Origin of the sequence: Nocardioides faecalis (assembly GCF_018388425.1) — a bacterium.
In the GTDB taxonomy this organism is placed as follows: domain Bacteria; phylum Actinomycetota; class Actinomycetes; order Propionibacteriales; family Nocardioidaceae; genus Nocardioides; species Nocardioides faecalis.
This window is the reverse complement of sequence record NZ_CP074406.1, coordinates 3,677,548-3,703,166: the sequence shown is the minus strand read 5'-3', so window position 1 is coordinate 3,703,166 and position 25,619 is coordinate 3,677,548. Positions and strand designations below refer to the sequence as shown.

The 25,619-nt window shown below is 73.8% G+C and carries 28 protein-coding genes; 17 read left to right on the top strand and 11 right to left on the bottom strand.

Annotated features, from left to right (window positions below):
• Positions 1-5 precede the first annotated feature (5 nt).
• The gene (locus KG111_RS17390) at positions 6-590 is read right to left on the bottom strand and encodes a TetR/AcrR family transcriptional regulator (protein ID WP_205289995.1); all 585 of its coding nucleotides are present in this window, start codon (positions 588-590) and stop codon (positions 6-8) included.
• Positions 591-702: 112 nt separating this feature from the next.
• Between KG111_RS17390 and KG111_RS17385 the strand changes: the two genes are divergently transcribed.
• The 5 genes from KG111_RS17385 (at position 703) to KG111_RS17365 (ending at position 7,976) form a co-directional block, all read left to right on the top strand.
• On the top strand, positions 703-2,292 hold the full coding sequence (locus KG111_RS17385; RefSeq protein WP_205289994.1) for an acyl-CoA carboxylase subunit beta: 1,590 nt from the start codon (positions 703-705) through the stop codon (positions 2,290-2,292).
• Positions 2,293-2,297: 5 nt separating this feature from the next.
• Positions 2,298-4,199, top strand: a complete 1,902-nt coding sequence (locus KG111_RS17380; protein ID WP_205289993.1) for an acetyl/propionyl/methylcrotonyl-CoA carboxylase subunit alpha — start codon at positions 2,298-2,300, stop codon at positions 4,197-4,199.
• Positions 4,200-4,404: 205 nt separating this feature from the next.
• Complete coding sequence (locus KG111_RS17375; RefSeq protein WP_240195206.1) at positions 4,405-5,454, top strand: hydroxymethylglutaryl-CoA lyase; 1,050 nt, start codon at positions 4,405-4,407, stop codon at positions 5,452-5,454.
• Between the two features lie 18 nt (positions 5,455-5,472).
• Entirely contained in the window at positions 5,473-6,753 is a 1,281-nt protein-coding gene (locus tag KG111_RS17370; RefSeq protein WP_205289992.1) for a hypothetical protein, read from the top strand.
• Positions 6,750-7,976 (top strand): hypothetical protein, encoded by a 1,227-nt coding sequence (locus tag KG111_RS17365; RefSeq protein ID WP_205289991.1) that lies wholly within the window; start codon positions 6,750-6,752, stop codon positions 7,974-7,976. Before KG111_RS17370 ends, KG111_RS17365 begins: the two co-directional genes overlap by 4 nt.
• On the opposite strand, the gene KG111_RS17360 is transcribed toward KG111_RS17365, so the two are convergent.
• A complete protein-coding gene (locus KG111_RS17360; protein ID WP_205289990.1) occupies positions 7,937-8,650 on the bottom strand; it encodes an EcsC family protein in 714 nt (237 codons plus the stop codon). The two genes, KG111_RS17365 and KG111_RS17360, sit on opposite strands and share 40 nt — an antisense overlap.
• Positions 8,651-8,748: 98 nt before the next feature.
• On the opposite strand from KG111_RS17360, the gene aat reads away from it, so the two are divergent.
• The 3 genes from aat to KG111_RS17345 all read left to right on the top strand — a co-directional run bounded on the left by aat (position 8,749) and on the right by KG111_RS17345 (position 10,787).
• A complete protein-coding gene (gene aat / locus KG111_RS17355; protein WP_249666203.1) occupies positions 8,749-9,525 on the top strand; it encodes a leucyl/phenylalanyl-tRNA--protein transferase in 777 nt (258 codons plus the stop codon).
• 74 nt (positions 9,526-9,599) lie between these two features.
• Complete coding sequence (locus KG111_RS17350) at positions 9,600-10,034, top strand: hypothetical protein (RefSeq protein WP_205289989.1); 435 nt, start codon at positions 9,600-9,602, stop codon at positions 10,032-10,034.
• Positions 10,035-10,202: 168 nt separating this feature from the next.
• A complete protein-coding gene (locus KG111_RS17345) occupies positions 10,203-10,787 on the top strand; it encodes a hypothetical protein (protein WP_205289988.1) in 585 nt (194 codons plus the stop codon).
• 3 nt (positions 10,788-10,790) lie between these two features.
• Here the strand turns inward: KG111_RS17345 and KG111_RS17340 are convergent, their stop codons facing one another.
• From KG111_RS17340 to KG111_RS17330, 3 genes are all read right to left on the bottom strand, one after another.
• The gene (locus KG111_RS17340; protein WP_205289987.1) at positions 10,791-11,129 is read right to left on the bottom strand and encodes a rhodanese-like domain-containing protein; all 339 of its coding nucleotides are present in this window, start codon (positions 11,127-11,129) and stop codon (positions 10,791-10,793) included.
• 75 nt (positions 11,130-11,204) lie between these two features.
• Positions 11,205-12,083, bottom strand: coding sequence for an Fpg/Nei family DNA glycosylase (locus KG111_RS17335; RefSeq protein ID WP_205289986.1), 879 nt, complete (start codon positions 12,081-12,083; stop codon positions 11,205-11,207).
• Between the two features lie 83 nt (positions 12,084-12,166).
• Positions 12,167-12,373, bottom strand: coding sequence for a hypothetical protein (locus tag KG111_RS17330; protein ID WP_205289985.1), 207 nt, complete (start codon positions 12,371-12,373; stop codon positions 12,167-12,169).
• A gap of 94 nt (positions 12,374-12,467) precedes the next feature.
• Here KG111_RS17330 and KG111_RS17325 point away from each other — a divergent pair, with 94 nt between their 5' ends.
• The 3 genes from KG111_RS17325 (at position 12,468) to KG111_RS17315 (ending at position 14,669) form a co-directional block, all read left to right on the top strand.
• Complete coding sequence (locus tag KG111_RS17325) at positions 12,468-13,661, top strand: ATP-binding protein (RefSeq protein ID WP_205289984.1); 1,194 nt, start codon at positions 12,468-12,470, stop codon at positions 13,659-13,661.
• Complete coding sequence (locus KG111_RS17320) at positions 13,658-13,936, top strand: hypothetical protein (RefSeq protein WP_205289983.1); 279 nt, start codon at positions 13,658-13,660, stop codon at positions 13,934-13,936. The genes KG111_RS17325 and KG111_RS17320 overlap by 4 nt, the downstream gene beginning before the upstream one ends.
• Before the next feature lie 79 nt (positions 13,937-14,015).
• On the top strand, positions 14,016-14,669 hold the full coding sequence (locus KG111_RS17315) for a hypothetical protein (RefSeq protein ID WP_205289982.1): 654 nt from the start codon (positions 14,016-14,018) through the stop codon (positions 14,667-14,669).
• A gap of 34 nt (positions 14,670-14,703) precedes the next feature.
• Here the strand turns inward: KG111_RS17315 and KG111_RS17310 are convergent, their stop codons facing one another.
• From KG111_RS17310 to KG111_RS17300, 3 genes are read right to left on the bottom strand one after another with little or no spacing between them, the layout of a single operon-like run.
• Entirely contained in the window at positions 14,704-15,225 is a 522-nt protein-coding gene (locus KG111_RS17310) for a YqeB family protein (RefSeq protein WP_205289981.1), read from the bottom strand.
• A gap of 53 nt (positions 15,226-15,278) precedes the next feature.
• Positions 15,279-16,097: a putative protein N(5)-glutamine methyltransferase gene (locus KG111_RS17305; RefSeq protein WP_249666202.1), complete on the bottom strand. Its 819-nt coding sequence runs from the start codon at positions 16,095-16,097 to the stop codon at positions 15,279-15,281.
• Between the two features lie 17 nt (positions 16,098-16,114).
• On the bottom strand, positions 16,115-16,360 hold the full coding sequence (locus KG111_RS17300; RefSeq protein WP_205289980.1) for a PspC domain-containing protein: 246 nt from the start codon (positions 16,358-16,360) through the stop codon (positions 16,115-16,117).
• A gap of 150 nt (positions 16,361-16,510) precedes the next feature.
• Here KG111_RS17300 and KG111_RS17295 point away from each other — a divergent pair, with 150 nt between their 5' ends.
• Together KG111_RS17295 and KG111_RS17290 are read left to right on the top strand one after the other, a co-directional pair.
• A complete protein-coding gene (locus KG111_RS17295) occupies positions 16,511-17,326 on the top strand; it encodes a glycerophosphodiester phosphodiesterase (RefSeq protein WP_205289979.1) in 816 nt (271 codons plus the stop codon).
• Between the two features lie 35 nt (positions 17,327-17,361).
• On the top strand, positions 17,362-18,300 hold the full coding sequence (locus KG111_RS17290) for a DUF5926 family protein (protein ID WP_205289978.1): 939 nt from the start codon (positions 17,362-17,364) through the stop codon (positions 18,298-18,300).
• A gap of 101 nt (positions 18,301-18,401) precedes the next feature.
• Here KG111_RS17290 and KG111_RS17285 read toward each other — a convergent pair whose 3' ends face one another.
• The 3 genes from KG111_RS17285 to KG111_RS17275 all read right to left on the bottom strand — a co-directional run bounded on the left by KG111_RS17285 (position 18,402) and on the right by KG111_RS17275 (position 21,215).
• Positions 18,402-18,788: a Crp/Fnr family transcriptional regulator gene (locus tag KG111_RS17285; protein ID WP_249666201.1), complete on the bottom strand. Its 387-nt coding sequence runs from the start codon at positions 18,786-18,788 to the stop codon at positions 18,402-18,404.
• A 157-nt stretch (positions 18,789-18,945) separates the two neighbouring features.
• The gene (locus KG111_RS17280) at positions 18,946-20,238 is read right to left on the bottom strand and encodes an arginine deiminase (protein ID WP_205289976.1); all 1,293 of its coding nucleotides are present in this window, start codon (positions 20,236-20,238) and stop codon (positions 18,946-18,948) included.
• 134 nt (positions 20,239-20,372) lie between these two features.
• Positions 20,373-21,215, bottom strand: coding sequence for a prephenate dehydratase (locus tag KG111_RS17275; RefSeq protein WP_205289975.1), 843 nt, complete (start codon positions 21,213-21,215; stop codon positions 20,373-20,375).
• 180 nt (positions 21,216-21,395) lie between these two features.
• Between KG111_RS17275 and KG111_RS17270 the strand changes: the two genes are divergently transcribed.
• The 4 genes from KG111_RS17270 to KG111_RS17250 all read left to right on the top strand — a co-directional run bounded on the left by KG111_RS17270 (position 21,396) and on the right by KG111_RS17250 (position 25,586).
• A complete protein-coding gene (locus tag KG111_RS17270) occupies positions 21,396-22,463 on the top strand; it encodes a FecCD family ABC transporter permease (protein WP_205289974.1) in 1,068 nt (355 codons plus the stop codon).
• A 92-nt stretch (positions 22,464-22,555) separates the two neighbouring features.
• A complete protein-coding gene (locus KG111_RS17260; RefSeq protein WP_205289973.1) occupies positions 22,556-23,632 on the top strand; it encodes a FecCD family ABC transporter permease in 1,077 nt (358 codons plus the stop codon).
• Positions 23,629-24,534: an ABC transporter ATP-binding protein gene (locus tag KG111_RS17255; RefSeq protein WP_432806867.1), complete on the top strand. Its 906-nt coding sequence runs from the start codon at positions 23,629-23,631 to the stop codon at positions 24,532-24,534. The genes KG111_RS17260 and KG111_RS17255 overlap by 4 nt, the downstream gene beginning before the upstream one ends.
• Positions 24,531-25,586 (top strand): ABC transporter substrate-binding protein, encoded by a 1,056-nt coding sequence (locus tag KG111_RS17250; RefSeq protein ID WP_205289972.1) that lies wholly within the window; start codon positions 24,531-24,533, stop codon positions 25,584-25,586. The genes KG111_RS17255 and KG111_RS17250 overlap by 4 nt, the downstream gene beginning before the upstream one ends.
• Positions 25,587-25,619 lie beyond the last annotated feature (33 nt).

Genomic DNA, 25,619 nt, shown 5'->3' with positions numbered 1-25,619 from the left:
CTCGGTCAGGACCCCGTCACGCCCAGCGCCGCCAGCGCCATCGAGGCGAGCAGCTCGCGGAGCCGGTCGTCGGGGATGTCGTGCCCGGCGCGCGGGGTGGAGTTGAGCAGCCCGAAGGCCGCCTGCGCCGCGGCCCGGGCGGACGGAGTGTCCAGGTCGCCGCGCAGCAGCTGCAGCTGCTCGGCCCACAGGGCGACGTACTCGCGCTGCAACAGGCGTACGGCGTCGCGGGCCTCGGCGGGCAGCGACTCCCAGTCGCGGTCCTGCACGACGATCAACGGCCGGTGGGAGAGCGCGAACTCGACGTGCCAGTCCACCAGCCCGCGCAGCGCCGCGGCCGGGTCCCCGGCGCCGGCGGCCACCCGCTGCCGCCCGACGGCGAGCAGCCGCTCGCTGATCGAGGTCAGCATCTCGGCGAGCATCGCCTGCTTGGAGGGGAAGTGCTTGTAGAGCGCGGGCCCGGAGATGCCGCAGGCGGCGCCGAGGTCGGCGACCGAGACGCCGTGGAAGCCGCGGGCCGCGAACAGCTCGGCTGCGGTGGCCAGGATCTGCTCGCGCCGGCTGGGCGCGCTCGCCGGGGACTCGGTCACCCCGCGAGGTTAACGCTTGCTCACCCGAGCGCGATCTGGAGCGGCGCCGCTGGCGCACCGCTGTGGCACGCCACCCGTTGCCCGGTTGGTTAATGATCGCTAACCTCCCCTTGTGGCCGAGAACAGCGAACCCACCCTCGCCGAGCTGACCGACGAGCTGCGCCGACGGCTCGCCCGGGTCCGCCAGGGCGGCAGCGAGAGCGCCCGCGCCAAGCACACCGGCCGCGGCAAGCTGCTCGCCCGCGAGCGCATCGACCGCCTCCTCGACCCCGGCAGCCCGTTCCTGGAGATCGCGCCGCTGGCGGCGTACGGCATGTACGGCAAGCCCGGCACCGAGGAGTCGCAGGTGCACGCGGTGCCCTCGGCCGGTGTCGTTGCCGGCATCGGCGTGGTGCAGGGCCGGCACTGCATGGTGGTCGCCAACGACGCCACCGTGAAGGGCGGCACCTACTACCCGATGACGGTCAAGAAGCACCTGCGGGCGCAGACGATCGCCGCGGAGCACCGGCTGCCGTGCGTCTACCTCGTCGACTCCGGCGGCGCGTTCCTGCCGATGCAGGACGACGTCTTCCCCGACCGCGAGCACTTCGGCCGGATCTTCTTCAACCAGGCCAACATGTCCGCCCGCGGGATCCCGCAGCTGGCCGCGGTGATGGGCTCGTGCACCGCCGGCGGCGCCTACGTGCCGGCGATGTCGGACGAGACCGTCATCGTCCGCGAGCAGGGCACCATCTTCCTCGGCGGCCCGCCGCTGGTGAAGGCCGCGACCGGCGAGGTGGTGAGTGCCGAGGAGCTCGGCGGCGGCGACGTGCACGCCCGGCGCTCCGGCGTCGTGGACCACCTCGCCGAGGACGACGACCACGCGCTGGCGATCCTGCGCGACATCGTCGACACCCTGCCCGCGCCCACCGACCCGCTCGACCCCGCCGCCCGCGCGGCCGTCGAGGAGCCGCTGGAGGCACCTGACACGCTGCTCGACGTGGTGCCGGCCAGCTCGCGCACGCCGTACGACGTGCGCGAGGTGATCCGCCGCATCGTCGACGGCAGCCGGTTCAGCGAGTTCAAGCAGCTCTACGGCGAGACGCTGGTGTGCGCCTTCGCCCGCATCCACGGCCACCAGGTCGGCATCGTGGCCAACAACGGCATCCTGTTCTCGGAGTCCTCGCTCAAGGGCGCGCACTTCGTGGAGCTGTGCAACGCCCGCGGCATCCCGCTGCTGTTCCTGCAGAACATCTCCGGGTTCATGGTCGGGCGCGAGTACGAGAACGGCGGCATCGCCCGCGACGGCGCCAAGCTGGTCACCGCCGTGGCCTGCTCGGTGGTGCCGAAGCTGACCGTGGTGATCGGCGGCTCCTTCGGTGCCGGCAATTACGGCATGTGTGGGCGCGCCTACGACCCCCGCTTCCTGTGGATGTGGCCCAACGCCAAGATCTCGGTGATGGGCGGCGAGCAGGCCGCCAACGTGCTGGCCACCGTCGCCGGCCTCGAGGACTCACCCGAGGCCGAGGCGTTCAAGGCCCCCATCCGCGCCCAGTACGACGAGCAGGGCTCGGCCTACTACGCCTCCGCCCGGCTGTGGGACGACGGCATCATCGACCCCGCGGACACCCGTCGCGTGGTCGGCATGGCCCTCGAGCTCGCCGCCGCCACCCCACCCACCCGACCCGGCCCCGAGCCGTCGTACGGCATCTTCCGGATGTGAGCGCCATGGCCAGCGAACTGCCCTCGATCACCACCCTGCTCGTCGCCAACCGCGGCGAGATCGCGCTGCGGGTGATGCGCACCGCCGCCCGGCTCGGGATCCGTACCGTCGCGATCCACACCGACCTCGACGCTGACGCACCGCACGTGCGCGCCGCGGACACCGCCGAGCCGGTGGCCTCCTACCTCGACGTCGCCGCGGTGGTCGACGCCGCGCGGCGGGCCGGCGCCGACGCGGTGCACCCCGGCTACGGCTTCCTCTCCGAGCGGGCCGCCTTCGCCGACGCGCTGGCCGAGGCCGGGATCACCCTGGTCGGGCCCAGCCCGGACGTGATGGAGCTGATGGGCCGCAAGGACGCCGCCCGCGAGGTGGCGCTCGCCGCCGGCGTGCCGGTCGTGCCGTCGTACCCGCTGGCCGAGGACGGCCAGGTCGGAGAGGACGGCGAGGTCGTCGACATCGACTTCCCGGTGCTGGTCAAGGCCGCCGCCGGCGGTGGCGGCAAGGGCATGCGGGTGGTCCGCTCCGCCGGCGAGATGACCGAGGCGGTGGCCGCCGCGCGGCGCGAGGCGCTGGGGGCGTTCGGCGACGACACCATGCTGGTGGAGAAGTACGTCGAGCGGGGGCGCCACATCGAGGTGCAGGTCCTCGGCGACACCCACGGCACCGTGCTGCACCTGGGCGAGCGGGACTGCTCCACCCAGCGCCGGCACCAGAAGGTGCTGGAGGAGGCGCCCGCGCCGACCCTGGACGACGCCACCCGCAAGGAGATCCTCGCCGCGGGCGTCGAGCTGGCCGCGCACGTGGGCTACACCGGCGCCGGCACCGTGGAGTTCCTGCTGGACGAGGACTCAGGCGAGTTCTACTTCCTGGAGATGAACACCCGGCTGCAGGTCGAGCACCCGGTCACCGAGGCGATCACCGGCCTGGACCTGGTCGAGCTGCAGCTGCGGGTCGCTGCCGGGGATCCGGTGGGCCTGAGCCAGGACGACGTCACCTTCACCGGCCACGCCATCGAGGCGCGGGTCTACGCCGAGGACTCCTTCGCCGGCTTCCTGCCCCAGGCCGGCACCGCCACCCACGTGGTGTGGCCCGACGGCGTCCGGGTCGACCACGCGCTCGAGCCCGGGCAGGTGGTCTCCACCGCCTACGACCCGATGCTGGGCAAGGTGATCGCGCACGGCGCCGACCGCGAGGAGGCCCGCGACGAGCTGCTCACCGCCCTCGACGCCACCGCGATCTTCGGGCTCACCACCAACACCGGGTTCCTGCGCGCGCTGGTGTCCTCCGAGGAGTTCGCGGAGGCGGCCATCGACACCGCCTGGCTGGACCGCCACGAGGTGCCGGCACCCGGCGACGAGGCGGCCCGGGCGCTGGCCGGGATCCTGCTGCGCCGCGACCTGGACGCCACCGCGCCCGGACCCTGGCGGCCCGACGGCTTCCGCATCGCCGGCGAGCCCGGCCCGCTGCTGCAGCACGGCCGCGACCTGTCGCACCACGGTTGGTCGGCGGTCGGCGAGGCGGATCTGCACGCCCCCGGGGTGCAGCGGGTCGGCTCCCTGCGCCACGGCGAGGGCCTCGTGCTGCGCGAGCGGCACCGCACCGAGGTGGTCTGGCACGGGCAGCGGTTCGTGCTCTCCGAGCCCGACCGCACCCGTTCCGGCGCCGCGGCCGGCGACGGTGCGGTGACGGCCCCGATGCCCGGCACCGTGCTCGACGTACGGGTCGCCGTCGGCGACGCCGTCACCGAGGGCCAGGTGCTCGGCGTGCTGGAGGCGATGAAGATGGAGCTGGCGCTGAAGGCGCCGTACGACGGCGTCCTCGCCGCCGTCGACGCCACCCCCGGGGCGCAGGTGCCGCTCGGCGCCCCCCTGTTCTCCGTCGACCCCACCCCGAGCGCCGAGTTGTGAGTTCCCGTCCCCCGAGTTGTGAGTTCCGGACCCCCGAGAGGGGACCTTCCGTCCGTCGAGTCGTGAGTTCTCGTCGCCCGAGTGCGCACTTCTCGTCGTACGACGAAAGCTCATGTCTCGATGGACGGAAACCCACGACTCGGGGGACGCAAACTCCCAACTCGGGGGACGGAAAGTCACGACTCGGCGCACAAGGAGCACCCCGATGACCGACCAGCCCGCCCAGACCCATCAGACCCAGACCCAGACCCAGACCCAGACCCAGACCCAGACGCAGACCGACACCGAGCCCGCCACCACGGCCCCCCGCAGCCTGCCGATGGTGGTGCCGCAGCCGGGGCCGCCGGAGCGGGTGACGATCTACGAGGTCGGGCCCCGCGACGGGCTGCAGAACGAGAAGGCGCTCGTGCCGGTCGAGGTGAAGGCGGAGTTCGTGCGCCGGCTGCTGGCCGCCGGGCTGCCGGTGGTGGAGGCCACCAGCTTCGTGCACCCCAAGTGGGTGCCACAGCTGGCCGACGCCGCGGAGCTGATGAGCACCCTGGTGGCCGACCTGGGCGACCTCGCGCGGAACCTGCCGGTGCTGGTGCCCAACGAGCGCGGCCTGGACCGCGCGGTGGCCCTCGACCTGCGCCACGTCGCGGTGTTCGCCTCAGCCACCGAGACGTTCGCGGCACGCAACCTCAACCGCACCCTCGAGACGCAGCTCGACATGTTCGCGCCCACCGTCGCCCGGGCGCTGGAGGCGGGCATGGACGTGCGCGGCTACGTGTCGATGTGCTTCGGCGACCCCTGGGAGGGCCCGGTACCGCTGCAGCAGGTCGTCGCGGTCGGCACCCGGCTGCTGGACCTCGGGGTCGGCCAGCTCAGCCTCGGCGACACGATCGGCGTGGCCACGCCCGGGCACGTGCAGGCGCTGGTCGCGGCGTTCACCGCCGCCGGCGTGCCCCTCGACCGGCTCGCCCTGCACTTCCACGACACCTACGGTCAGGCGCTGGCCAACGTGCACGCCGGGCTCGCCGCCGGCGTCACCACGTACGACGCCTCGGCCGGCGGTCTCGGCGGCTGCCCCTACGCCAGGAGCGCCACCGGGAACCTGGCCACGGAGGACCTGGTGTGGTTCCTGACCGGCCTGGGCATCGAGCACGGCGTGGACCTCGACGCGGTCGTGGCCACCAGCGACTGGATGGCCGAGCAGCTGGGTCGGCCGAGCCCGTCGGCGGTGGTGCGGGCACTCCTTGACGGGGCCGCTGAGTGAGGCGGATACGGTGAGCCCATGAGTGGCGGACGTGCCTGGGGCTGGGTGGCCGCGCTGCGGTCCGGCTCGACGGTCGGCTGGCAGACCTGGCGGGCCCAGGGTGCCGACGCGGAGCCGTTCGAGATCGGCGCGCCGGGTGGTTCCGGCGCCCGGTCGAGCACCCAGTCGAGCACCTCGTCGCCCACCCTGCCCGGCGCCCAGCAGCTGGCCCTGCTGCGCGCGGTGAACACCGCCGCCGCCAGCACCGGCCGCACCGTGCCGCGGGCCACCGCCGACCGGGTGCTGGCCGCCGGCGTCTCGGGCCGCGGCCGCGGCGACCTGCCGCTGCTGGGGGCCGACGAGGAGGCCGAGGCCTCCCGGTTCGGGCTGCGTCCCGTCGACCCCGACACGCTGCCGGCCGGCGAGCTGCTGCGGGTGGCGGCCGGGATGATCGCCGACGACGTCGCGGCCACCGACCCCACCCGCACCGAGGGCGGCCGCCCGGTCCGTCCCGGTCGCCCCCGCATCCGGCCCGCGGGCCGCGCCCAGCAGGTGCTGCGCCGCCTGCTGGAGGCACGGCGGCCCGGGACGCCGTACGTGGTCCTGGGGCCGCAGTGGCGCTGTGAGGCGGTGCGTGCCGGGTTGGTCGCGGCGGGCCGTCCGCCGGGTGGCCGGCGCCCGGTGGCGTACCTGCTGCTCGACGACCTCGGCACCGTGCTCAGCCAGGCCTGGACCGCCCGCAGCTTCGACCAGGGCGGGCTGACCTGGGGCGAGTTCCTCAACACCTTCGTCGGCTCCGGACGGGTGCCGCCGCGCGCGGACCTGACCCGGATGGCCCGCGCCGCGGCCCAGCGGTACGGCGCCGAGCAGGTCCGGCTCGTCATCGACCCGGCCGCACTGGCCGCCGAGCTCGGTGTGGCCGCGCTCGCCGAGCCGCCGCACCTGGGCGCGAACGCCGTCGACCTGGTCCGCCGCGTGGGGGAGCCGTTGGGGATCCTGGTGCCGCCGGAGCGCCGGCCGGAGCTGCTGCGCGCCACCTTGCTGCCCCGGCTCTCCGGGCTGGGCGGACCCACCCCGACGGTGCCGGAACGGCACCGTCCCTGGCTGGCCACCCAGGCCGAGCGGACCCACCACGACCTGAGCGCCGCCGGTTACCCGGTGCTCGGCGACCTCGACCGGCTGCTGGTCGTGCCCGAGCCGGGCGCGCCGGTGCGGCCCACGGAGACCGCGGTGATGCAGCTCGCGGTGGACCTGCTGCTCGACCCCGTCGGCGGTTCCGGTGGTCGCGAGGGCCCCGGGCGTCCCGGGGCGGGCACGTGAGCCGCCGGGTCCTGCTCCACGTCGGCACGCCGAAGACCGGCACGTCGTACCTGCAGGACGTGCTGTTCTCCAACCGTGAGCTGCTGCTGACCCACGGGATCAGCTATCCCGCGGACCGCTTCGACGCCCACTTCCTCGCCGCCCTCGACCTGATGCGGCTGCGCTGGGGCGGGTTGGAGATGGAGGCGGTCGGCGCGTGGGACCGGCTCGCCGCGCAGGTGCGCGAGCACGACGGCACCTCGATCATCAGCCACGAGATCCTCGCCACCGCCTCGCGCACCCAGGTCGCCCGCGCCCTGGAGTCGCTGGGCCACCGCGCCGACGGCACGGGTGCGGAGGTGCACCTGGTGATCTCCGCCCGCGACCTGGTCCGCCAGATCCCCGCGGAGTGGCAGGAGAACGTCAAGCACCGCGAGTCGTTCCGCTACGCCCGCTTCCTCAAGCTCATCGCCGACCCGGAGCGCGACAGCCGGGTGGGTGCGTGGTTCTGGGCGGCGCAGGAGGTGCCGGACATCCTGGCCCGCTGGGGCGCCACCATCCCTGCCGAGCGCATCCACGTCGTCACCGTGCCCAGACCCGGCGGCCCCCCGGACCTGCTGTGGCAGCGCTTCCAGAAGGCGTTCGGCCTGACCGACATCGACCTGGCCGCGGTCACCGAGCGCACCAACCCCAGCCTCGGCGTGCCGGAGTCCGCGCTGGTGCGGCGGATCAACAAGGTCGCCAGCCGGGACCTGGCGCCGGCCAGCTACCGGCCGCTGGTGCGCGAGCTGCTCGCGCACCGCACGCTGTCGCAGCGCACCGACTCGCCGCGCCTGAGCCTGCCGCCGGAGGCCTACCCCTGGGTCGCGGAGCTGGAGGAGGCGTGGATCGCCGAGCTCGCCGGCAAGGGGTACGACGTCGTCGGTGACCTCGCCGACCTGCGCGGCACGCCGCCGGACCCCGCCCGCTGGGTCGACCCGGACAAGCCGCCGGAGCGTCAGGTGGCCTCCGCCGCGGTCGACGCGATCCGCGCCCTGCTGCTCGAGGCGGCATCCCGCGGCCGGGAGATCGACGAGCTGCGCGAGCAGCTCACCGAGGCCCGGGCCGAGCTGGACCGGTTGCACACGCCGCGCCGGGTGCGGGCGGCGGAGTGGACCGTCGACCAGCTCGAGGCGCGTGCCGGCGGGCGGCGTCTGCTCGAGGCCTACCGCCGCGCCAAGGGCAGCAGCTCGGCGTCGGCGTAGCGGCCGACCCGCCAGGTGGCCCAGCCGTCGGACACCGCGCCGACCGCGCCGCCGACGAGCGGCACCCGCTTGCCCACGGTGGTCACGGCCCGCTTGCCGACCACCCGGGCGATGAGCTCGCCGGCCAGCAGCGACGACACGTGGCGGTCCAGGGTGGGATCGTGCGCCGGGGCGGTGGCGATGGCCATCGGCGGCGCGGGCAGCTTCTTGTCCTTGACCAGCTTGCGGACCCCCTCGTCTCCCAGCAGGGTGACCAGGACGGCGTTGCGCACCCGCGGGTCGGCGAGGTCGTAGCCGCGCAGGTGCGCGATCCCGGCCACCATCCGGCACTGGATGAGCGCGAGCCCGGTGATGCTGGCCGGCGCGACGAAGGCGGCGGTGACCAGCCCACCGAGGTTGGTGGTCAACCCCTCGGCGCTCGCGTAGGCGGTGTGGTTCTGGATCAGCTCGCGCACCGCTCGGTCGACGTCGTGGCGCTGCTCGCGCAGCTGCGCCTCGGCGGCCTGGGCGGCCGGGGCGAGCGGCCCGATGCCGGCGATGGCCCGGTGCAGCGCCTCGCGGACGAAGGAGTGGGTGAGCCCCGGCGCGGCCTGGGTGACCTTCGGCGCCAGCTGCCGCGCCGCCTGCCCCACCAGGCCCCGGCGGAGGCCGGAGAGCTTGCGTGAGCCTGCCATGCCCTGATCCTAGGCAGCCTCCGGCAACCGGGGCCGACGTCCTAGGGTTGGTGGTGACGGGTGGACCGTGGAGGCGATCCGTCGCGGAAAGGATCCCAGTGCCCGTCGAGCCGCCGCCCAGCCCGTGGGCATTTCCGACCCGGGAGGACCTGGCCGCGCTGCCTGCCCTGGGCCGCGACGGCCTCTTCGACGACCTCGAGGAGGAGATCGACGGCCCTGAGGGCCCCGACGCGCTCGACGACGGCACCCAGGACGCCAGCGACCTGATCGGGGTCGGCGCCGACCTCGCTCCGGGCACCCTGCTGGCGGCGTACCGCACCGGGCTGTTCCCGATGCCCGAGGGACGCCGCTCGATCGGCTGGTGGAGCCCCGCGCGGCGCGGGGTGCTGCACCTCGAGGAGCTGCGGGTCTCCCGCTCGCTGCGCCGCTCCGCGCGGGACTTCGAGATCCGCATCGACACCGCCTTCGACGCCGTCGTGGCCGCCTGCGGCGACCCGCGCCGCCCGCACGGCTGGATCGACTCCCGGATCGCCCAGGCGTACGGCGACCTGCACCGGCTCGGCTGGGCGCACTCGGTGGAGACGTGGCGCGACGGCCAGCTGGTGGGTGGCCTGTACGGCGTCGGCATCGGCGGGCTGTTCGCGGGGGAGTCGATGTTCCACCACATGCGCGACGCCTCGAAGGTGGCGCTGCTGGCTCTCGTCGAAGGGCTGCGCGCGGACCCCGCGGGTGCGGCCGGGCGCCGGCTGATCGACGTGCAGTGGGCCACCCCGCACCTGTGCAGCCTGGGGGTGCGGGAGATCTCGCGCGCCGACTACGTGACCCGGCTGCCGGCGCTCCTCGCCGCGCCGGAGGCTGAGATCTGGGGCGGTTGAGGACCGAGGTCCCTAGTCTGTCCTGCGACCACGCCGGGCTCGGGCGCGGCGCACGACTGACGAAAGGCTCATCCATGACCTCCCTGAAGCGTCCCTTCGCCGTGCTCGGCGCGACCGCGCTGCTCTCGCTCGGCCTCACCGCGTGCGGCGGCTACCCCACCGACGCCTCGGCGAAGGACTTCTGCGGAAGCGTCCAGGACGTCTTCGACGCCACGATCGCCGTCGAGGGCGAGGAGCCGACGAAGAAGGAGTGGGAGAAGATCCAGAAGGCCTACGAGGACCTCGGCGAGACCGGGACGCCGAAGAACATCGGCGAGGACGAGCGCGAGGGCTTCGAGGTCGTCGTCGACGCCATCACCGACCTCGACTACGACGAGGCGAAGAAGTCGTTCGGGGACGAGGACGGCGAGGACGGCATCCCCGGCGTCTCCAAGGACGACGACAAGAAGGCCGACAAGTTCTTCGAGTACCTCACCACCGAGTGCTCCGACGAGCTCGGCGGCGAGTGAGACCTGCGGCCTGAACGTGCCGCCCGGTGGCCGGTCCCGCGACGCGGGGCCGGCCACCGGCGTTGGGGGACTCTCCTGCTCGACCGCGCATACTTCACGCCGCATCGGGGGAGAGAGGGAGAGGTTCGCGCGGTTGCGCGCGTGCCCCGACGAGAGGAAGAGACCCCGATGAGGATCACCCGCCCGCTGGCCGCCCTCGGCTCTGCCGCACTGCTCAGCCTCGCGCTGACCGCCTGCGGTGGTGACGCGCCAGCCGACGCCTCGGTGAAGGACTACTGCGCCGCGGTGCAGGACACCTCCTTCTCCGAGGACCTGTTCAAGGCCATCGAGGACAAGGACTACGACAAGGCCGCCGACCTGCTGCACCAGTCCGCCGAGGACATCGAGGAGGTCGGCACCCCCGAGGACATCCCCGACGACGCGCGCAAGGGCTACGAGCTGCAGCTGGAGATCCAGAAGGACATCAGCGCCGACGACATCGAGAAGGCCGAGAAGGAGGAGTCGGACCCGTTCGAGGACGACCTGTCCAAGGACGAGAAGGACCAGATCGAGGCCTACTCGAAGTACCAGAGCGAGAAGTGCTCCGACGAGCCCGCGCCGACGTTGTCGCCGGACGACACCGCCCCGGGCTCCACGGACGTCCCGACGGACGTGCCCACGGACGTGCCCACCGACTTCCCGACCGAGGTGCCCTCGGACCTGGAGAGCCTGCTCTCCGACCTGCCCACCGAGGTGCCGTCCGAGAGCCAGTGAAGCTCAGATGACCTGGGGCGGCTGGCCGGTGTCGGCGACCATCGGCCGGCCGGCCCGCTCCCAGCCCATCATCCCGTCGACGAGGTTCACGGCGTCGTACCCCTGCTGGGTGAGGTAGGCGACCGCACGCGCGGAGCGGCCACCGGCCTTGCACACGACCAGCGTCTGGTCGGCCTCGAGCTCGACGAACTCGCCGAGGCGGGCGGGCAGCTCCATCAGCGGGATGTGCACCGCGCCCTCGATGTGGGCCGCGGCCCACTCGTCGTCCTCGCGCACGTCGAGGACCACCAGGTCCGCAGGGATCGGGTCCGGGACGGCGTCGATCTCGACCGAAGGGATCATGGCGCCAATCTACGACGCGGTTCGAGACCCTCGTTGCACCAGTGCTCCTGATCCGCGATCCCCGCCTGCCCGCGCCTACTTGAGCAGCCGGCTCATCCTCCGGTCGGCGAGCGGCTTGCCGCCGGTCTGGCAGGTGGGGCAGTACTGCAGGCTGGAGTCGGCGAAGGACACCTCGCGCACCGTGTCGCCGCACACCGGACACGGCATGCCGGTGCGCCCGTGCACCGCGAGGTTCGACTTCTTCTCCGCCTTCAGCTCGGTGGCGGCCAGGCCGGCCGAGCGGGCGACGGCGTCGCCGAGCGTGGTGCGGACGGCGTCGTACAGGGTGGTGAGCTCGTCGGTGCTCAGGCTGTCCGCGGGCTTGTACGGCGACATCCGCGCCGCGTGCAGGATCTCGTCGGAGTAGGCGTTGCCGATGCCGGCGATCGTGCCCTGGGCACGCAGCACGCCCTTGAGCTGCTTGCGGCCGGCGTCGGCGAGGATCGCGGCCAGGCGTTCGCGGGTGAAGTCGTCGGCCAGCGGGTCGGGGCCCAGCGTCGCCACCCGGGGCACGTCCAACGGGTCGCGCACCAGGTACACCGCCAGCGACTTCTTGGTGCCGGCCTCGGTGATGTCCAGGCCACCGGTGACGCCGTCGACCTCGTCGAGCACGATCCGCACCGCCAGGGGCGACTTGTTGCTCGGCTTGGGTGGCAGCGCGGGCACCTCGTCCTTCCAGCGCACCCAGCCGGCGCGGGCCAGGTGGAGCACCAGGTGCAGCCCGGAGGCCTCGATGTCGAGGAACTTGCCGTGCCGGTGCACCCCGTCCACCAGCGCGCCCTCGATCGCTGAGAGCGGCGGGTCGTAGGTCTTCAGCGCGCTGAAGGCGGCCACGTGGACCTTGGTGATCGCACGCCCCGCCAGCCGCCCTCGCAGGTCGAGGGCCAGGGCTTCGACCTCGGGAAGCTCAGGCACCCCGTCAGCCTAAGGCGGGAGTGCCGACGGCGGGGATCGAACGCACGAGCGGCCGGGCCCGGCCGGCCCAGCCCGCTGCCGGCTCAGCGCACCAGCAGCGCCACGCTCAGCGCGGTCAGGCAGACCAGGGCGACCATCCCGATGCCGAGGATGGTGAGCGCGACGGTGCGCATCCCGGGGGTGTGGTCGACGCTGCCGGAGCGGTAGGCCGCGAGGCGGACGAGGCCGGGCAGCAGCGTGCCGCCGGTGACGATCAGCGCCACGCCCCAGGCGAAGGTCAGGCCATCCATGCCCCCCAGGTGCCCGATCCGGCGTCCGGCACCCGCTCTGCGACACGCTAGGTGAATCTAAGCGAAGGACTAGACACGCCGATACCGTCGGATCATGGACCCGATCCGCAACCCGTACGCGCCCGGCGCCGGGCAGCGCCCGCCCGAGCTGGCCGGCCGCGACGAGCAGCTGAGCGCCTTCGACGTGGTGCTCGAGCGGGTCGCCCGCGGCCGCCCGGAGCGCTCCCTGGTGCTCACCGGGCTGCGCGGGGTCGGCAAGACCGTGCTGCTCAACGCGCTGCGCTCCGCCGCAGTCCGCAAGGGCTGGGGGACCGGCAAGCTCGAGGCACGCCCCGAGCAGTCGCTGCGGCGCCCGCTCTCCTCGGCCCTGCACCAGGCGGTGCGCGAGCTCGGCCACCCCGAGCCGGCGGAGGCCGACCACGTGCTCGGCGTCCTCCGCTCCTTCGCCCAGCGCGAGGCCGGCGCCGACGCCAAGCTGCGTGACCGGTGGAGCCCCGGGATCGACGTACCGGCGGTGCGCGGACGCGCCGACTCCGGCGACGTGGAGATCGACCTCGTCGAGCTGCTCACCGACGTCGGCGGGCTGGCCGCCGACGTGGGCAAGGGCATCGCCGTCTTCCTCGACGAGATGCAGGACCTCGGCGCCGCCGACGTCTCCGCGCTCTGCGCCGCCTGCCACGAGCTGAGCCAGAACGGGCTGCCGGTGATCGTGGTGGGCGCCGGCCTGCCGCACCTGCCGGCGGTGCTCTCGGCCAGCAAGTCCTACTCCGAGCGGCTGTTCTCCTACCAGCGCATCGACCGGCTCTCCCGCACCGCCGCCGACCGGGCCCTGGCCGCCCCGGCCGCCGAGGAGGACGCCGAGTTCACCCCCGAGGCGCTGAGCGCGATGTACGACGCCACCCGCGGCTACCCGTACTTCATCCAGGCCTACGGCCGCGCCGTGTGGGACGCGGCGCCGCGCAGCCCGATCACCGCCGACGACGTCGCCGTCGCCGCCCCCGAGGCCGACCGCGAGCTCGCCGTCGGCTTCTTCGGCTCCCGCTACGACCGGGCCACCCCCGCCGAGCGGGACTACCTGCGCGCGATGGCCGACGCCGCCGGCGACGCCGACGACCCGGTCGGCTCCGTGGCCACCGCCGACGTCGCCGCGGTGCTGGGCAAGAAGCCGCAGTCGCTCTCCCCGGCCCGGGACTCGTTGTTGAAGAAGGGGCTCATCTACTCCGGTGAGCGGGGCCGGATCGCGTTCACCGTCCCGCACTTCGGGCGCTACCTGCGGTCGCAGGCGTGACCTGGCAGCCGCGCCGGCCGCCGCACCTGGTGCTGCTCGCCGGCCTGGGCCTGACCGCGTGGGGCCTGCGGTTCCTGGTCCGCCCCTCCGGCGAGGAGGGGCTGGGCCAGCCCGTGGCGGGCGTCCTGGCCGCGGCCTTCCTGGTCGCCGGAGCCCTGCTCGTGGGCCTGGCGGTGCGCGGGTACGCCGCCCGCCGCCGCGCCCGGCGCGGTGGTCGGCGCGGTGGTCGAGGCCGTCGGGGCCCGCGCCGTCAGGACCCGCGCCGTCCTCGGTGAGCGCCGAGGACTGGACCGGCGCGAGCACCGGCACACGAATGTGGGTGTGCGCGGGCACGAACGTGCGTACCCTGCCGCTGTGAGCAGCCCTGCGCCCGGGGAGCGGCCGCCGTCGTTCCTGCCCGAGCTCGCCCTCGGCGTCGCCTTCGCGCTGCTGTGCGGCATGGTCGGACCCGTCTTCATCGTGCTCGGGCTGAGCATCGACGACCCGCACACCGACTGGATGCTGCCGGTGGGCTGCGCGGTGATCGCGCTGGACGTGGTGATCGGCGTCCTCATCGCGCGGTACCGCTACCGGGCCAAGCAGCGCCGCCACGAGCTGCGCCACAGCGGGCGCCGGGCCCGTGCGACGGTGCTGTCCGCGGAGGCGACGACGATGGAGGTCAACGCCCAGCCGGTGTACCGGCTGCGGCTGCGCATCCACGGCGACGACGTGACGCCCTTCGAGGTCGAGCGGCGCAAGGTCGTGCGGAAGTCCCAGACCCACCTGCTGCACGGCGACGACCTGCCAGTGCTGGTCGACCCGGAGACCCAGGACTGGGAGATCGACTGGTTCGGCGCCGAGCGGGACGCCAGCCGCGCCCTCGCCCAGGGCGCCGGCAGCGGGACGCCGGCCGCCCTCGAGCGCAGCCGTGCCGAGCGACTCTCCGAGCTCGACGAGCTGCTGCGCGCCGACCTGCTCAGCCGCGACGAGTACGACGACGAGCGGTCCCGCATCCTCGGCGAGATCTGAGCCCGGGCCGCTGCTCGGCGTCGCACCGGAGGGCTCAGTCCCGGGGACCCTCCCAGGGGTAGCCGTGGGCGAGGAACGCGTCGCGGGTCGCGGCCTTGCTGCCCTCGACCTCGTCCTCGAACAGCTTCCTGCCGCTCGCGGTCTCGATGACGACCTTCGACCCGGCGAGGTGGACCGAGTCCACCTTGTCGCGGGCGATGACCCGCTCGACCTCACCGCGCCGCCGCACCTGGATCTCCTCGGGGCCGATGGTGAGCACCGGGCTCTGCAGCAGGACCCAGGTCGCCAGCGCCAGGCCGGCGAGGACGCCGATCGCCGGGCGGCCCCAGACCAGCCAGGCCTGGTCGAAGGAGCCCACCAGCTCCAGCGGTCCCTGGAAGGGCAGCCACGGCAGCTCGGTGGCCCAGCGGGCGAGGACGGGGATGACGACGCCGAGCACCGCCCCGCCGAGCCCGAACAACCCCAGCACCCACAGGGTTCCGGCGCGGTCGAAGCCGCCGACGGTCTGCGGACCCGGTGCGGGGGAGGACGGCAGCTGCGGGTCGACGTTCGACATGCGAGGGACCCTAACCGGAACCGGTGGCTTCGGACGGCGTCGCGCGGACCGGCTCAGGCCGTGGGCGTGCGGCCCGCGAGCACCGTGGCGTCCCGTTCGGGGTCGTGCCGCACGACGGCGCGCAGGCCGGCGGCCGTGAACGCCGCGCGGGCCGCCTCCGCCTGGTCCCGCGAGACCTCGCAGAACACCGCGCCGCCCTCGCGCAGCCAGTCCCCAGCGAGCACGGCGACGCGGCGCAGCAGGTCGAGGCCGTCCGGGCCGCCGTCGACGGTGGTCCGCGGTTCGTGCTCCCGGGAGTCGGCCGGCATCAGCGGCACGGCCGAGGTGGGCACGTAGGGCACGTTCGCCACGATCACGTCGACCGTGCCGCGCAGCGGCTGCGGCAGCGGGGCGGTCAGGTCGCCGCAGTGCGCGGTGCCGCCGACCGGCGCCAGGTTGGCCGCCGCGCACGCCGCCGCCGTCGGGTCGAGGTCGCTGGCGTGCAGCGTGAGCCCGGGACGACGACGGGCCAGCGCCAGGCCGAGCGCCCCGGAGCCGCAGGCCAGGTCGAGCAGCACCCCGGGCCGCTCGCCGGCCACCCCGGCCAGTGCGTCGGCCGCCACCTCCACCAGGTACGACGTCCGCTGCCGCGGCACGAACACGCCCGGCTCCACCGCCACCCGCACGCCGGCGAAGTCGGCCCAGCCCACGACGTGCTCCAGGGGCTCGCCGGCCAGGCGGCGTCGTACCAGCGGCTCGCGGGCCGCCGCGTCCGGTGCGGCCTCGGTCAGCACCGCGGCCTCGTCCTCGGCGAACACGCACCCCGCGGCCCGCAGCCGTGCGACCAGCCCGGGGTCGAGATCCGGGTCGAGGTCCGGGTCGTTCGCTGGCACGCTCACCAGTCTGCGGCTCAGGCCTCGGGCATCAGCCACCAGGCGGCGAGGTAGAGCAGGATCCCGCTGCCGGCGCCGAGCACGACGGCCCCGACGAGCACCAGCCGCACCAGGTTGGCGTCGACGCCCAGGTAGTCGGCCACCCCGCCGCACACGCCGGCGACGACCTTGTCGTGCCTGCGACGCGTCAGGCGCCGCCGCGGCGGGCGCTCCTCGTGGTGCGGGCCGTGCTGGGGGGCGGTGTAGGGGTCGTAGCTGCTCATGCCTCCATGATCCGTGCTGCGCGCGGGCCGGGGAATCGGGGAGCACCCCGGTCCGACCCGGGCCGGACCCTGGGGTCGGCGCGGGAGCCGCCGCGGCAGGTGGCCGCCCGCGCCGGGCGTGGCCGTCGCGCCGGCTGTCATGATGCAGACATGCGACCGCAGGTCGTCGCCCACCGGGGCGCCAGTCACGAGCACGCCGAGCACACCCTCAAGGCGTACCTGGAGGCGCTCGACGCCGGAGCCGGCGGACTGGAGTGCGACGTCCGGCTGACCGCCGACGGCCACCTGGTCTGCGTGCACGACCGCGACCTGCGTCGGATCGCCGCCACCCGCGGGCTCGTCTCCACCATGGACCTCGCCGAGCTCTCCCAGCTCGACTTCGCCACGTGGAAGAACCCCTGGGCCGACATGGACGACGAGGCCCCGGAGCCCGACGAGACGCTCAGCGGCGTGCTGACGCTGCGCAAGCTGCTGGAGACGGTCGCCGACTACGACCGACCGGTCGAGATGGCGATCGAGACCAAGCACCCCACCCGGTACGGCGGGCTGGTGGAGAAGCGGCTGGTGGAGATGCTGCGCGACTTCGGCTGGGACCGGGCCGGCTCGCCGGTGCGGGTGATGAGCTTCTCCTTCACCGCGCTGCAGCGCGTGGAGCGGCTCGCGCCCGAGGTGCAGCTGGTCCAGCTCTTCGACAAGCCGAACCAGTGGCCGATGCTGCGCCGGGTTATCGGGCGGGACTGGCGTGTGGGCCCCGGCATCGACCTGTTGCGCCAGCACCCTCGGCTGCGCGAGAGCCTGGCCCGCAGCGGCCGCGACGTGCACGTGTGGGTGGTCAACACCGCCGCCGAGCTCGAGGTGTGCCTGGAGCTGGGCGTCAAGGCGGTGATCAGCGACCGGCCGCGCTACATCTCCGACCTGCTCGACCGCCGCGAGGGCGGGGGAGCGGACCCCGCCGTACCCCGCTGAGGCCGCTGTCGCGGCGCGCCGAGTAGTTTGCGGGCATGGCGAAGAAGAACCGCTCCAAGACCTCCGCACCGACGCAGGCGCCCGGCGAGGTCGGCCCCCGGCAGCCCTGCCCCTGCGGCTCGGGCAAGCGCTACAAGGCGTGCCACGGCGCTCCCGGCGGTGGCGACGTCTTCGTCAAGCGGCCCTTCGAGGGCCTGACCTCGGAGTGCGACCTGGTCGCGCTGCGCGAGCTGGTGCCCGCCGCCACCGCGCCTTTGACGCTCACCGGCGAGCACGCCGACCGCGTGGTCAAGCTGTGCACCCTGCTGCCGATGGCTGCGCCCGCGATGGTGCGCGACAGCGGCGAGGTGTGGCTCGGCCTGCAGGTGCAGCACAACTTCGGCGACCCCTCCCGTGACCTGGCCGCGGTGCTCCTCGCCGCGCTGGCCGAGGAGCCCGGCGCCGGCATGGTGGGACTGACCAGCCCGCCCGGAGAGGGACCGCGGCTCCAGGACCTCCTCGCCGACACGCCGCTGGCTGTGGAGCTGCACGAGGGCTTCGACTTCTGGGTCGCCGACATGGACGCCAGCTCCGAGCTCGCCCAGGCGCTCGAGCAGGCCGAGGGCGCCGCCGCGCCGACCGCCCGCCTCAGCGAGGTCACCGCCGCCTACTGGACCCGGATGGGCGCCAAGGAGCACCTGCGCTGGGTCATGCCCGAGCCCGAGGACGCCCTGCTCGACGCGCTCGCCCGCCTGCACGTCTCCGGCGACGACGTGATCGTGCCCGACGCCCGCCTGGTCGGCATGTTCCGCGCCCACGGCCTGCTCGCCCCGGTCTGGGACCTGCCCGTGGGCACCGGCCCGGAGCCGCTGGAGTCTGCCGCGGCGGAGTTCAAGACCAAGCTCGACGCTGCGCTCGCCGACACCTCCGAGCTGAGCACCGAGGAGCGCTCCGCGCGCAGCGGCCTGGCCAACCGGCAGGTCACCATCCGCTGACCCGCCCCACCCGCCCCCGAGTCGTGAGTTCCCGTCCGCCGAGTCGTGAGATTCCGTCCCCCGAGTCGTGAGCTTCCGTCTCGGGGGCGGGGCGGCGTGGGTCAGTCGGTGACGTCGTCCCCGCTGGGGTAGCGGGTCTGCGCGACCCGCACCAGGGCCTCGTGGAACGTCGGCCACTCGGCGTCGAGCTCGCGCAGCGTCTCGTCGGTCAGGTGGATGGCGTCGAGCGGGGTGAGCGCCACGATGGACGCGGTGCGCAGCTTGCCGCCGACGATGGCGGCCTCACCGACGATGTCGCCGGCGCCGAGCTGGGCGATCTCCACTCCGTCCTTGCGCACCGAGACCGTTCCGTCGAGCAGGATGTAGGCCTTGTCGGCGGGCGTGTCCTCCCAGATCGGGGACCACCCCGCGGGGAGCTTCACCCGCCGTCCGGTCGCGCTGATCCGTGCGATCTCCTGCGGCGTGAAGTGCTCGAAGAACGTTGCCACTGCTGACCCTTTCGCTGTGCCCGACGGTGCTGGCGGGCTCCCCATGAGCCCTGGAACCGGTTCCGGGTGCGTGCAGCACGCAGCGTAGTCGGCACCAGGTCGGTGCTCGGCGTGCTGCGAGCCTGCCCGTCCGGTCAACGCGGAGAGCGGGTGGACGTTACCCGGGCAGCGGCTCGCGTCGTACCGGACAGCTCATGCAGCGCGGGCCGCCGCGCCCGGAGCCGAGCTCGGAGCCGGCGATCCGGACGACCTCGATCCCGGCCTCCTCCAGCCGCGCGTTGGTGCCGTCGTTGCGCTCGTAGGCCACCGCCAGGCGGGGCGCGAGGGCGAGGGTGTTGTTGCCGTCGTCCCACTGCTCGCGCTCGGCGCTGACCGGGTCCAGGCCGGTGTCGATGCGGTGCAGGGTGTCGATCTGCATCGCCTTGGCAGCCGCGATCAGGAACGGCTCGGCCGGTGCGATCGCGAGCTCCAGCGCCGCACCGCCGGCGCCGGGCTCGCGCGGGGTGACGGCGTACGCCTGCAGCGTGTCGGCGACGTTGGGGTACATCACCACCTTGTCGGTGTCGACCATGGTGCACACGGTGTCCAGGTGCATGGTGGCCCGCTGCTGCGCGACGGGTACGGCGAGCACGGTGTGGGCCAGGCCGTCGGCGAACAGCAGCCGCGCGAGACGCTCGGCGCCGGCGGGTGTGGTGCGCTCCCCGACTCCGACGGCGACGACTCCGGGCGCCAGCAGCAGCACGTCACCGCCCTCGACGTGCTCGAGGTGGTGGCCGTGGGTGCGGCTGGTGGCGGCGAAGCGCGGGTGGAAGCGGTAGATGAGCTCGGTCAGCTGGGACTCCCGGCGTCGGGCCGGCATCGCCAGCGAGGTGATCGCCACCCGGTCGGGCAGCCACACCGAGGAGTCGCGGGTGAAGAGCAGGTTCGGCAGCGGGTCGATCAGGAACGTCTCCGGCGCCAGCATGGTGGTGACCAGGCTGCCGGTGGCCAGGCCGGAGCGGACCTCGTCGTTGCGTACGCCGGCGGTCAGCAGCACGGTCAGCTCGGCCGGGTCGGCGTCGGCCAGCATCGCGGCGAGGTAGGCCCGCAGCGGGTCGCCGAGGTCGGTGCCGCGGGCGCTGCCGATCGGCATGTCCGCGCGCTCGGGGTGGGCGCCGAGCACGTCCGTGATCGCCGCCCGGCGGGCGTCGTCCTGCTGCAGGGTCTCGGTGAGCAGGTCGGTCAGGTACAGCACCTCGATGTCCCGGCGGCGCAGCTGTGCGGCGAAGGCGTCGTGCTCGTCCTGGGCCCGTGCCACCCAGGGCACGCCGTCGAAGAGCAGCCGGTCGTTGTTGCGCGGGGTCAGCCGCTGCAGCTCGGGACCGGGCCGGTGCAGCAGCACGGTGCGCAGCGTGCCGACCTCGCTGTCGCAGCCGAGGGGGACGCCGGGTGCCGCGGAGGTGGCCGCCATGGATCCACCCTAGGCGTGCTCCGGCTGGGAGAGGACCCGCCGAGCGGTGGTCGAGCGACGTACGAGAGGTGGTCGCGCCTGCCGCGCGCCCGGGCTCAGCCCCGAACCTCAGCCCTGGACCTCAGCCCTGGACCTCAGCCCTGGACCTGGCTCCGGAACGGGTCGGCGGGGTAGACGCCGAGGACCTTGATGTCGGTGGTGAAGAAGGCCAGCTCCTCCAGCGCCCGCTTCAGGCTCGGGTCGTCGGGGTGGCCGTCGACCTCGGCCAGGAACTGGGTGGCGGCGAACTCCCCGCCGACCATGTAGCTCTCCAGCTTGGTCATGTTGATCCCGTTGGTGGCGAAGCCGCCGAGCGCCTTGTAGAGCGCGCTGGGCAGGTTGCGCACGTTGAACACGAAGCTGGTCACCACGGGACCCTGGTCGGCCGGGGCGGCGACGAACTCGGGGGAGAGCAGCACGAAGCGGGTGGTGTTGTGGTCCTCGTCCTCGACGTCGGGGCGCAGGATCTCCAGCCCGTAGACGTCGGCGGCCAGCGGCGGCGCGATCGCGGCCTGCGTGGGGTCGGCGGCCTCGGCGACCTCCCGCGCGGCGCCGGCGGTGTCGCCGGAGATGATCGGGGTCAGCCCGAGCTCGCGGATCACCTTGCGACACTGGCCCAGCGCGTGCACGTGGCTGTGCACCGTGCGGATCGTGTCGAGGGAGGCGCCAGGCACCGCCATCAGGTGGAACTGGATGCGCAGGAAGTGCTCGGCGACGATGTGCAGCCCGGAGTCGGGCAGGAAGTGGTGGATGTCGGCGACTCGGCCCGCGATCGAGTTGTCGATCGGGATCATCGCCAGGTCGCAGTCGCCGCTGGTCACCGCCGCGAAGACGTCCTCGAACGACGCGCACGGCACCGGCTCCGCGTCGGGGTAGTACCGCCTGCAGACGATGTCGGAGTTGGCGCCGGGTTCCCCCTGGTACGCGATGCGGGCCATGGGGCTCAGGCTAGGGCACCCGAGGGCCGGCAGCGGTGTCCAGGGTGGGGCATGCCAAGGTAAGGCTTGCCTTAGTCTCCGGTACGCTGCCGACGCTGCTCCGGAGCCGCCGGACGCGCTCAGTCCAGGAGCCCTCATGTCCGCCACCGTGCCCGCGCCGCCGACGGCGCCATGAGCGCCATGAGCGCCACCGAGGGCACCGGCGGGCTGGGGAGCAGCACCCGTCCCCCCGGCCGGGCACGTCGTACGACGTCCCGGGTGGTCGTCCTGCTCGCCGCGCTGGCGGCGGTGGGTGGCGCGGTGGTGCTGAGCCTGATGATCGGCAGCCAGGCGCTGTCCCCGGTGGTCGTGCTGCGCGAGCTGTTCCGGCCCGGTGACGCCGCGGGCGACCCGGCGGCACGCGACATCGTGCGCGGGCTGCGGATGGACCGCACGGTCGTCGCGATCGCCGTCGGCCTCGCCCTCGGTGGGGCCGGTGCCCTGATGCAGGCGCTGACCCGCAACCCGCTCGCAGACCCGGGCCTGCTGGGCGTCAACGCCGGCGCCGCAGCCGCGGTGGTGACCGGGATCGCCTTCCTCGACCTCGCCGACGCCAGCGCCCAGGTGTGGCTCGCATTCGCCGGCGCGGCGCTGGCCGCCGTCGCCGTGTACGTCCTCGGCTCCGGTGGGGCAGCGAGCACGACGCCCCTCCGCCTCGCACTGGCCGGTGCCGCGTTGACCGCGGTGCTCACCGCCTACGTCCACGGACTGGCGCTCTCGAGCCAGGCGAACTTCGACGCCATGCGGTTCTGGCTGGTCGGCTCCGTGACGGCACGCGAGATCGCGGTGCTCGGCACGTTGCTGCCGTTCCTGCTCGCGGGTGGCCTGCTGGCCCTGGCGCTGACGCCGGCACTGAACGCGATGGCGCTGGGCGACGATGCCGGGCGCGCCCTCGGCGTGCGGGTCGGTCGGTTGCGGCTGCTCACCGCCGCGGCGATCACGCTGCTGTGCGGCGCGGCCACCGCGCTCGCCGGGCCGATCGTGTTCCTCGGCCTGGTGCTGCCGCACGTGGCGCGCCACCTCGTCGGGCCGGACCAGCGTTGGGTGGTCCCGCTGTCGATGTTGCTCTCCGCGGTGCTGCTGCTGCTCGCCGACACCGCCGGCCGGGTGATCACCCACCGCGAGATCGAGGCCGGGATCATGACCGCCTTCCTCGGCGCCCCCGTCTTCATCGCCCTGGTCCGCCGCCGAAGGCTGGCCCACCTGTGAACCGACCTGTGAACCGACCTGTGAACCGACCGGTGAACCGACCGGTGAACCGACCGGTGAACCGACCTGTGAACCGACCGGTGAGCCCACCGGTGAGCCCACCGGTGGGCGCGGCGACGCCTGGCGCCGGCGCCTACCGGCCCGCCCGCGCCGTACGGCTCGGGCCGCTCGCGGTGCGCGTGGCGCCCCGTTCCGTGGTCGTGCTCGCCGTGCTCCTCCTCGCCTGCGGGGGCGCGGGCGTGCTCGCGCTGCTCCTCGGCGAGGTGCAGATGAGCATGCCGCGGCTGCTGGCCACGGCACGCGGGGAGGGCACCGGCTTCGAGGAGTACCTGGTCCTCGACTCCCGGCTGCCGCGGGTGGTCGGCGGCCTGCTGGTCGGGCTGGCGCTCGGCATGTCCGGGGCGATCTTCCAGACCGTCTCGCGCAACCCGCTCGGCAGCCCGGACGTGATCGGCTTCGAGACCGGCGCCGCCACCGGCGGCCTGGTCGCCCTGCTGGTCCTCGGCGGCACGTTCGCCACCGCAGCCGCCGGTGCCGTCGGCGGCGGGCTCGCTGCCGCGCTGCTGGTCTACGCGCTGGCGCTGCGCAACGGCCTGGACGGGCTGCGCCTCGTGCTGATCGGGATCGGGATGGGCTCGTTGCTGCTCTCGGTGAACTCGATGCTCATCGTGCAGTCGGCGATCTACGACGCGCAGGAGGCCGCCAACTGGCTCGTGGGCAACCTCGCCGGTGCGTCGTGGTCGCAGCTGCGGCTCCTGGCCGTCGTCGTGGCGCTGCTCGCGGGCGCGGCGCTGGTGCTCTCGCCCGCGCTGACGATCCTCGAGCTCTCCGAGGACAGCGCGCTCGGCCTGGGCCAGCGCACCGCCCGGGTGCGTCTCGCCGCGGTCGTCGTCGGTGTGCTGCTGTGCAGCGTCGCGGTCGCCGCCGCCGGCCCCATCGCGTTCGTCGCGCTCACCGCACCCCAGATCGCCCGGCGGCTCACAGCCGCCAGCGGCCCGAACCTGGTCGCCTCCGGCGTGATGGGCGCGCTGCTTCTGGTGCTCGCCGACCACGCCGCCCGCGAGCTGTTCCAGCCCCGGCAGGTGCCCGTCGGGGTGGTCACCGGCCTGCTCGGCGGGGCGTTCCTCGCCTGGCTGCTGACCCGCGAGTGGCGCCGGGGCCGGGCATGAGGATGCGCAACGACAAGGAGGCGCCCGTGGCGCGCAAGGACCACCCCGGCCATCCCGCTCGGTTGGCCGCCGACGCGGTGACGCTCGGCTACGACCGCCGTACGGTCAGCCAGGACCTCACCCTGGTGGTGCCCGACGGCTCGTTCACCGTCGTCGTCGGCGCCAACGGCTGCGGCAAGTCCACGTTGCTGCGCGGCCTGGCTCGGCTGGTGCGGCCGAGCGCGGGCTCGGTGCTGCTGGACGGTGAGCTGATCCAGCGCTACCCGTCCAAGGAGGTCGCCCGTCGGCTCGGCCTGCTGCCGCAGGCACAGGTCTCCCCGGACGGCATCACGGTGGCCGACCTCGTCGGCCGCGGCCGCTACCCGCACCAGAGCCTGCTGCGGCAGTGGAGCCGCGACGACGCGGACGCCGTGCGCGCGGCGCTCGCGGCCACCGACCTGCTCGACCTGGCGGACCGCCTCGTCGACGAGCTCTCCGGCGGCCAGCGGCAGCGGGTCTGGCTGGCGATGGCGCTCGCGCAGCGCACCGAGATCCTGCTGCTCGACGAGCCCACCACGTTCCTCGACATCGCCCACCAAGTCGAGGTGCTGGACCTGGTCGACCGGCTGCGCACCGAGCGCGGCTACACGCTCGTCGCGGTGCTGCACGACCTCAACCTGGCCTGCCGCTACGCCACCCACCTGGTCGCGATGAAGGACGGCCGGATCGTCGCGGAGGGCGCCCCCGCCGACGTGATCACCCCCGAGCTCGTCGAGGACGTCTACGGCCTCGCGTGCCGGGTGGTCCCCGACCCCGAGTGCGGCACCCCGCTGGTGATCCCGCGCAGGACCGGCCGGCGCGCGCCGGCCGCTGACGTCGTACCGACGGTCTCGTCGGTCGCTCACAAGGAGGAAGACAGATGATCCGACGGACCACTGCAGCCATCGGCGCCCGCCGCGGCCCCTGGCTGCTCGCCGGCACCCTCGTCGCGGCCGCCGCCCTGACCGCGTGCGGCGAGGGCGACACCGGCCCCGGCGCCCAGGGAGGCAAGGGCGACGACAAGGTCGCCGAGTGCCAGTCCGCGAAGCCCGCCGGCGGCTTCGAGCACACCGACGTCCGCGGGGAGAAGGTCGCCCTCGACGAGGTGCCCACCACCGTCGTCGCCCAGAGCAGCGTCGCCGCCGCCCTGTGGGACGCCGGCTACCGCGTCGACGGCGTGTACGGCGAGCTCGCCGACGACCCCGCCTCGACGTACCAGCGCGGCAACCTCGACCTCGACGAGGTCACCCAGCTCGGCGGCACCTGGGGCAGCTTCGACGTCGACGCCTACGCGCAGATGGAGCCCGACCTGCTCGTCGACTACAGCTTCGACGGCGAGACGCTGTGGTACGTGCCCACCAAGCAGGCCGAGCAGATCGGCAAGCTGGCGCCGATGGTCGGCGTCGACGGTCAGCCCAAGGACATCGACGAGGCCATCGGCATCTTCACCGATCTCGCCACCAAGCTCGGCGTCGACACGAAGTGCAGCGAGGAGCTGAACGAGGCGAAGGACGACTACGCCGAGGCCCTGGCCGAGGTGAAGGAGAACGCGGGTGGCCTGAAGGTCCTCATCGCCTCCGCCAGTGACACCTCGTTCTACGTCGTCAACCCCGACCTGCTGCCCGAGACCGGCACCATGAAGGAGGCGGGTGTCGACCTGATCGCGCCCAAGGAGGGCAAGCCGGACATCTTCCACGAGCTGAGCTTCGAGAAGGTCTCCGACTACACCGAGGCCGACGTGGTGCTGCTCGACGCACGCAACACCGACGCGGTGAAGAAGAAGCTCGAGACCGTCGACACCTGGGCGAACCTGCCCGCCGTCAAGGCCGGTCAGGTCTACTCCTGGTACGCCGCCGCGCCGTACTCCTACGCGGAGTACGCCGAGATCTGGAGCGACCTCGCCGACGCCCTGAAGAAGTCGAAGCCGCTGGACTGAGCGGCCGGCGCTCCGCCTCCCAAGCGGATTTGT

What these genes read in the sequence shown, in the direction of transcription:
- KG111_RS17380 (WP_205289993.1), top strand. Translation starts at nt 2,298, where the DNA reads ATGGCCAGCGAACTGCCCTCGATCACCACCCTGCTCGTCGCCAACCGC.
- KG111_RS17375 (WP_240195206.1), top strand. Translation starts at nt 4,405, where the DNA reads ATGACCGACCAGCCCGCCCAGACCCATCAGACCCAGACCCAGACCCAG.
- KG111_RS17370 (WP_205289992.1), top strand. Translation starts at nt 5,473, where the DNA reads ATGAGTGGCGGACGTGCCTGGGGCTGGGTGGCCGCGCTGCGGTCCGGC.
- KG111_RS17360 (WP_205289990.1), bottom strand. Translation starts at nt 8,650, where the DNA reads ATGGCAGGCTCACGCAAGCTCTCCGGCCTCCGCCGGGGCCTGGTGGGG.
- KG111_RS17350 (WP_205289989.1), top strand. Translation starts at nt 9,600, where the DNA reads ATGACCTCCCTGAAGCGTCCCTTCGCCGTGCTCGGCGCGACCGCGCTG.
- KG111_RS17345 (WP_205289988.1), top strand. Translation starts at nt 10,203, where the DNA reads ATGAGGATCACCCGCCCGCTGGCCGCCCTCGGCTCTGCCGCACTGCTC.
- KG111_RS17340 (WP_205289987.1), bottom strand. Translation starts at nt 11,129, where the DNA reads ATGATCCCTTCGGTCGAGATCGACGCCGTCCCGGACCCGATCCCTGCG.
- KG111_RS17330 (WP_205289985.1), bottom strand. Translation starts at nt 12,373, where the DNA reads ATGGATGGCCTGACCTTCGCCTGGGGCGTGGCGCTGATCGTCACCGGC.
- KG111_RS17325 (WP_205289984.1), top strand. Translation starts at nt 12,468, where the DNA reads ATGGACCCGATCCGCAACCCGTACGCGCCCGGCGCCGGGCAGCGCCCG.
- KG111_RS17310 (WP_205289981.1), bottom strand. Translation starts at nt 15,225, where the DNA reads ATGTCGAACGTCGACCCGCAGCTGCCGTCCTCCCCCGCACCGGGTCCG.
- KG111_RS17300 (WP_205289980.1), bottom strand. Translation starts at nt 16,360, where the DNA reads ATGAGCAGCTACGACCCCTACACCGCCCCCCAGCACGGCCCGCACCAC.
- KG111_RS17295 (WP_205289979.1), top strand. Translation starts at nt 16,511, where the DNA reads ATGCGACCGCAGGTCGTCGCCCACCGGGGCGCCAGTCACGAGCACGCC.
- KG111_RS17290 (WP_205289978.1), top strand. Translation starts at nt 17,362, where the DNA reads ATGGCGAAGAAGAACCGCTCCAAGACCTCCGCACCGACGCAGGCGCCC.
- KG111_RS17280 (WP_205289976.1), bottom strand. Translation starts at nt 20,238, where the DNA reads ATGGCGGCCACCTCCGCGGCACCCGGCGTCCCCCTCGGCTGCGACAGC.
- KG111_RS17275 (WP_205289975.1), bottom strand. Translation starts at nt 21,215, where the DNA reads ATGGCCCGCATCGCGTACCAGGGGGAACCCGGCGCCAACTCCGACATC.
- KG111_RS17270 (WP_205289974.1), top strand. Translation starts at nt 21,396, where the DNA reads ATGAGCGCCACCGAGGGCACCGGCGGGCTGGGGAGCAGCACCCGTCCC.
- KG111_RS17255 (WP_432806867.1), top strand. Translation starts at nt 23,629, where the DNA reads ATGAGGATGCGCAACGACAAGGAGGCGCCCGTGGCGCGCAAGGACCAC.
- KG111_RS17250 (WP_205289972.1), top strand. Translation starts at nt 24,531, where the DNA reads ATGATCCGACGGACCACTGCAGCCATCGGCGCCCGCCGCGGCCCCTGG.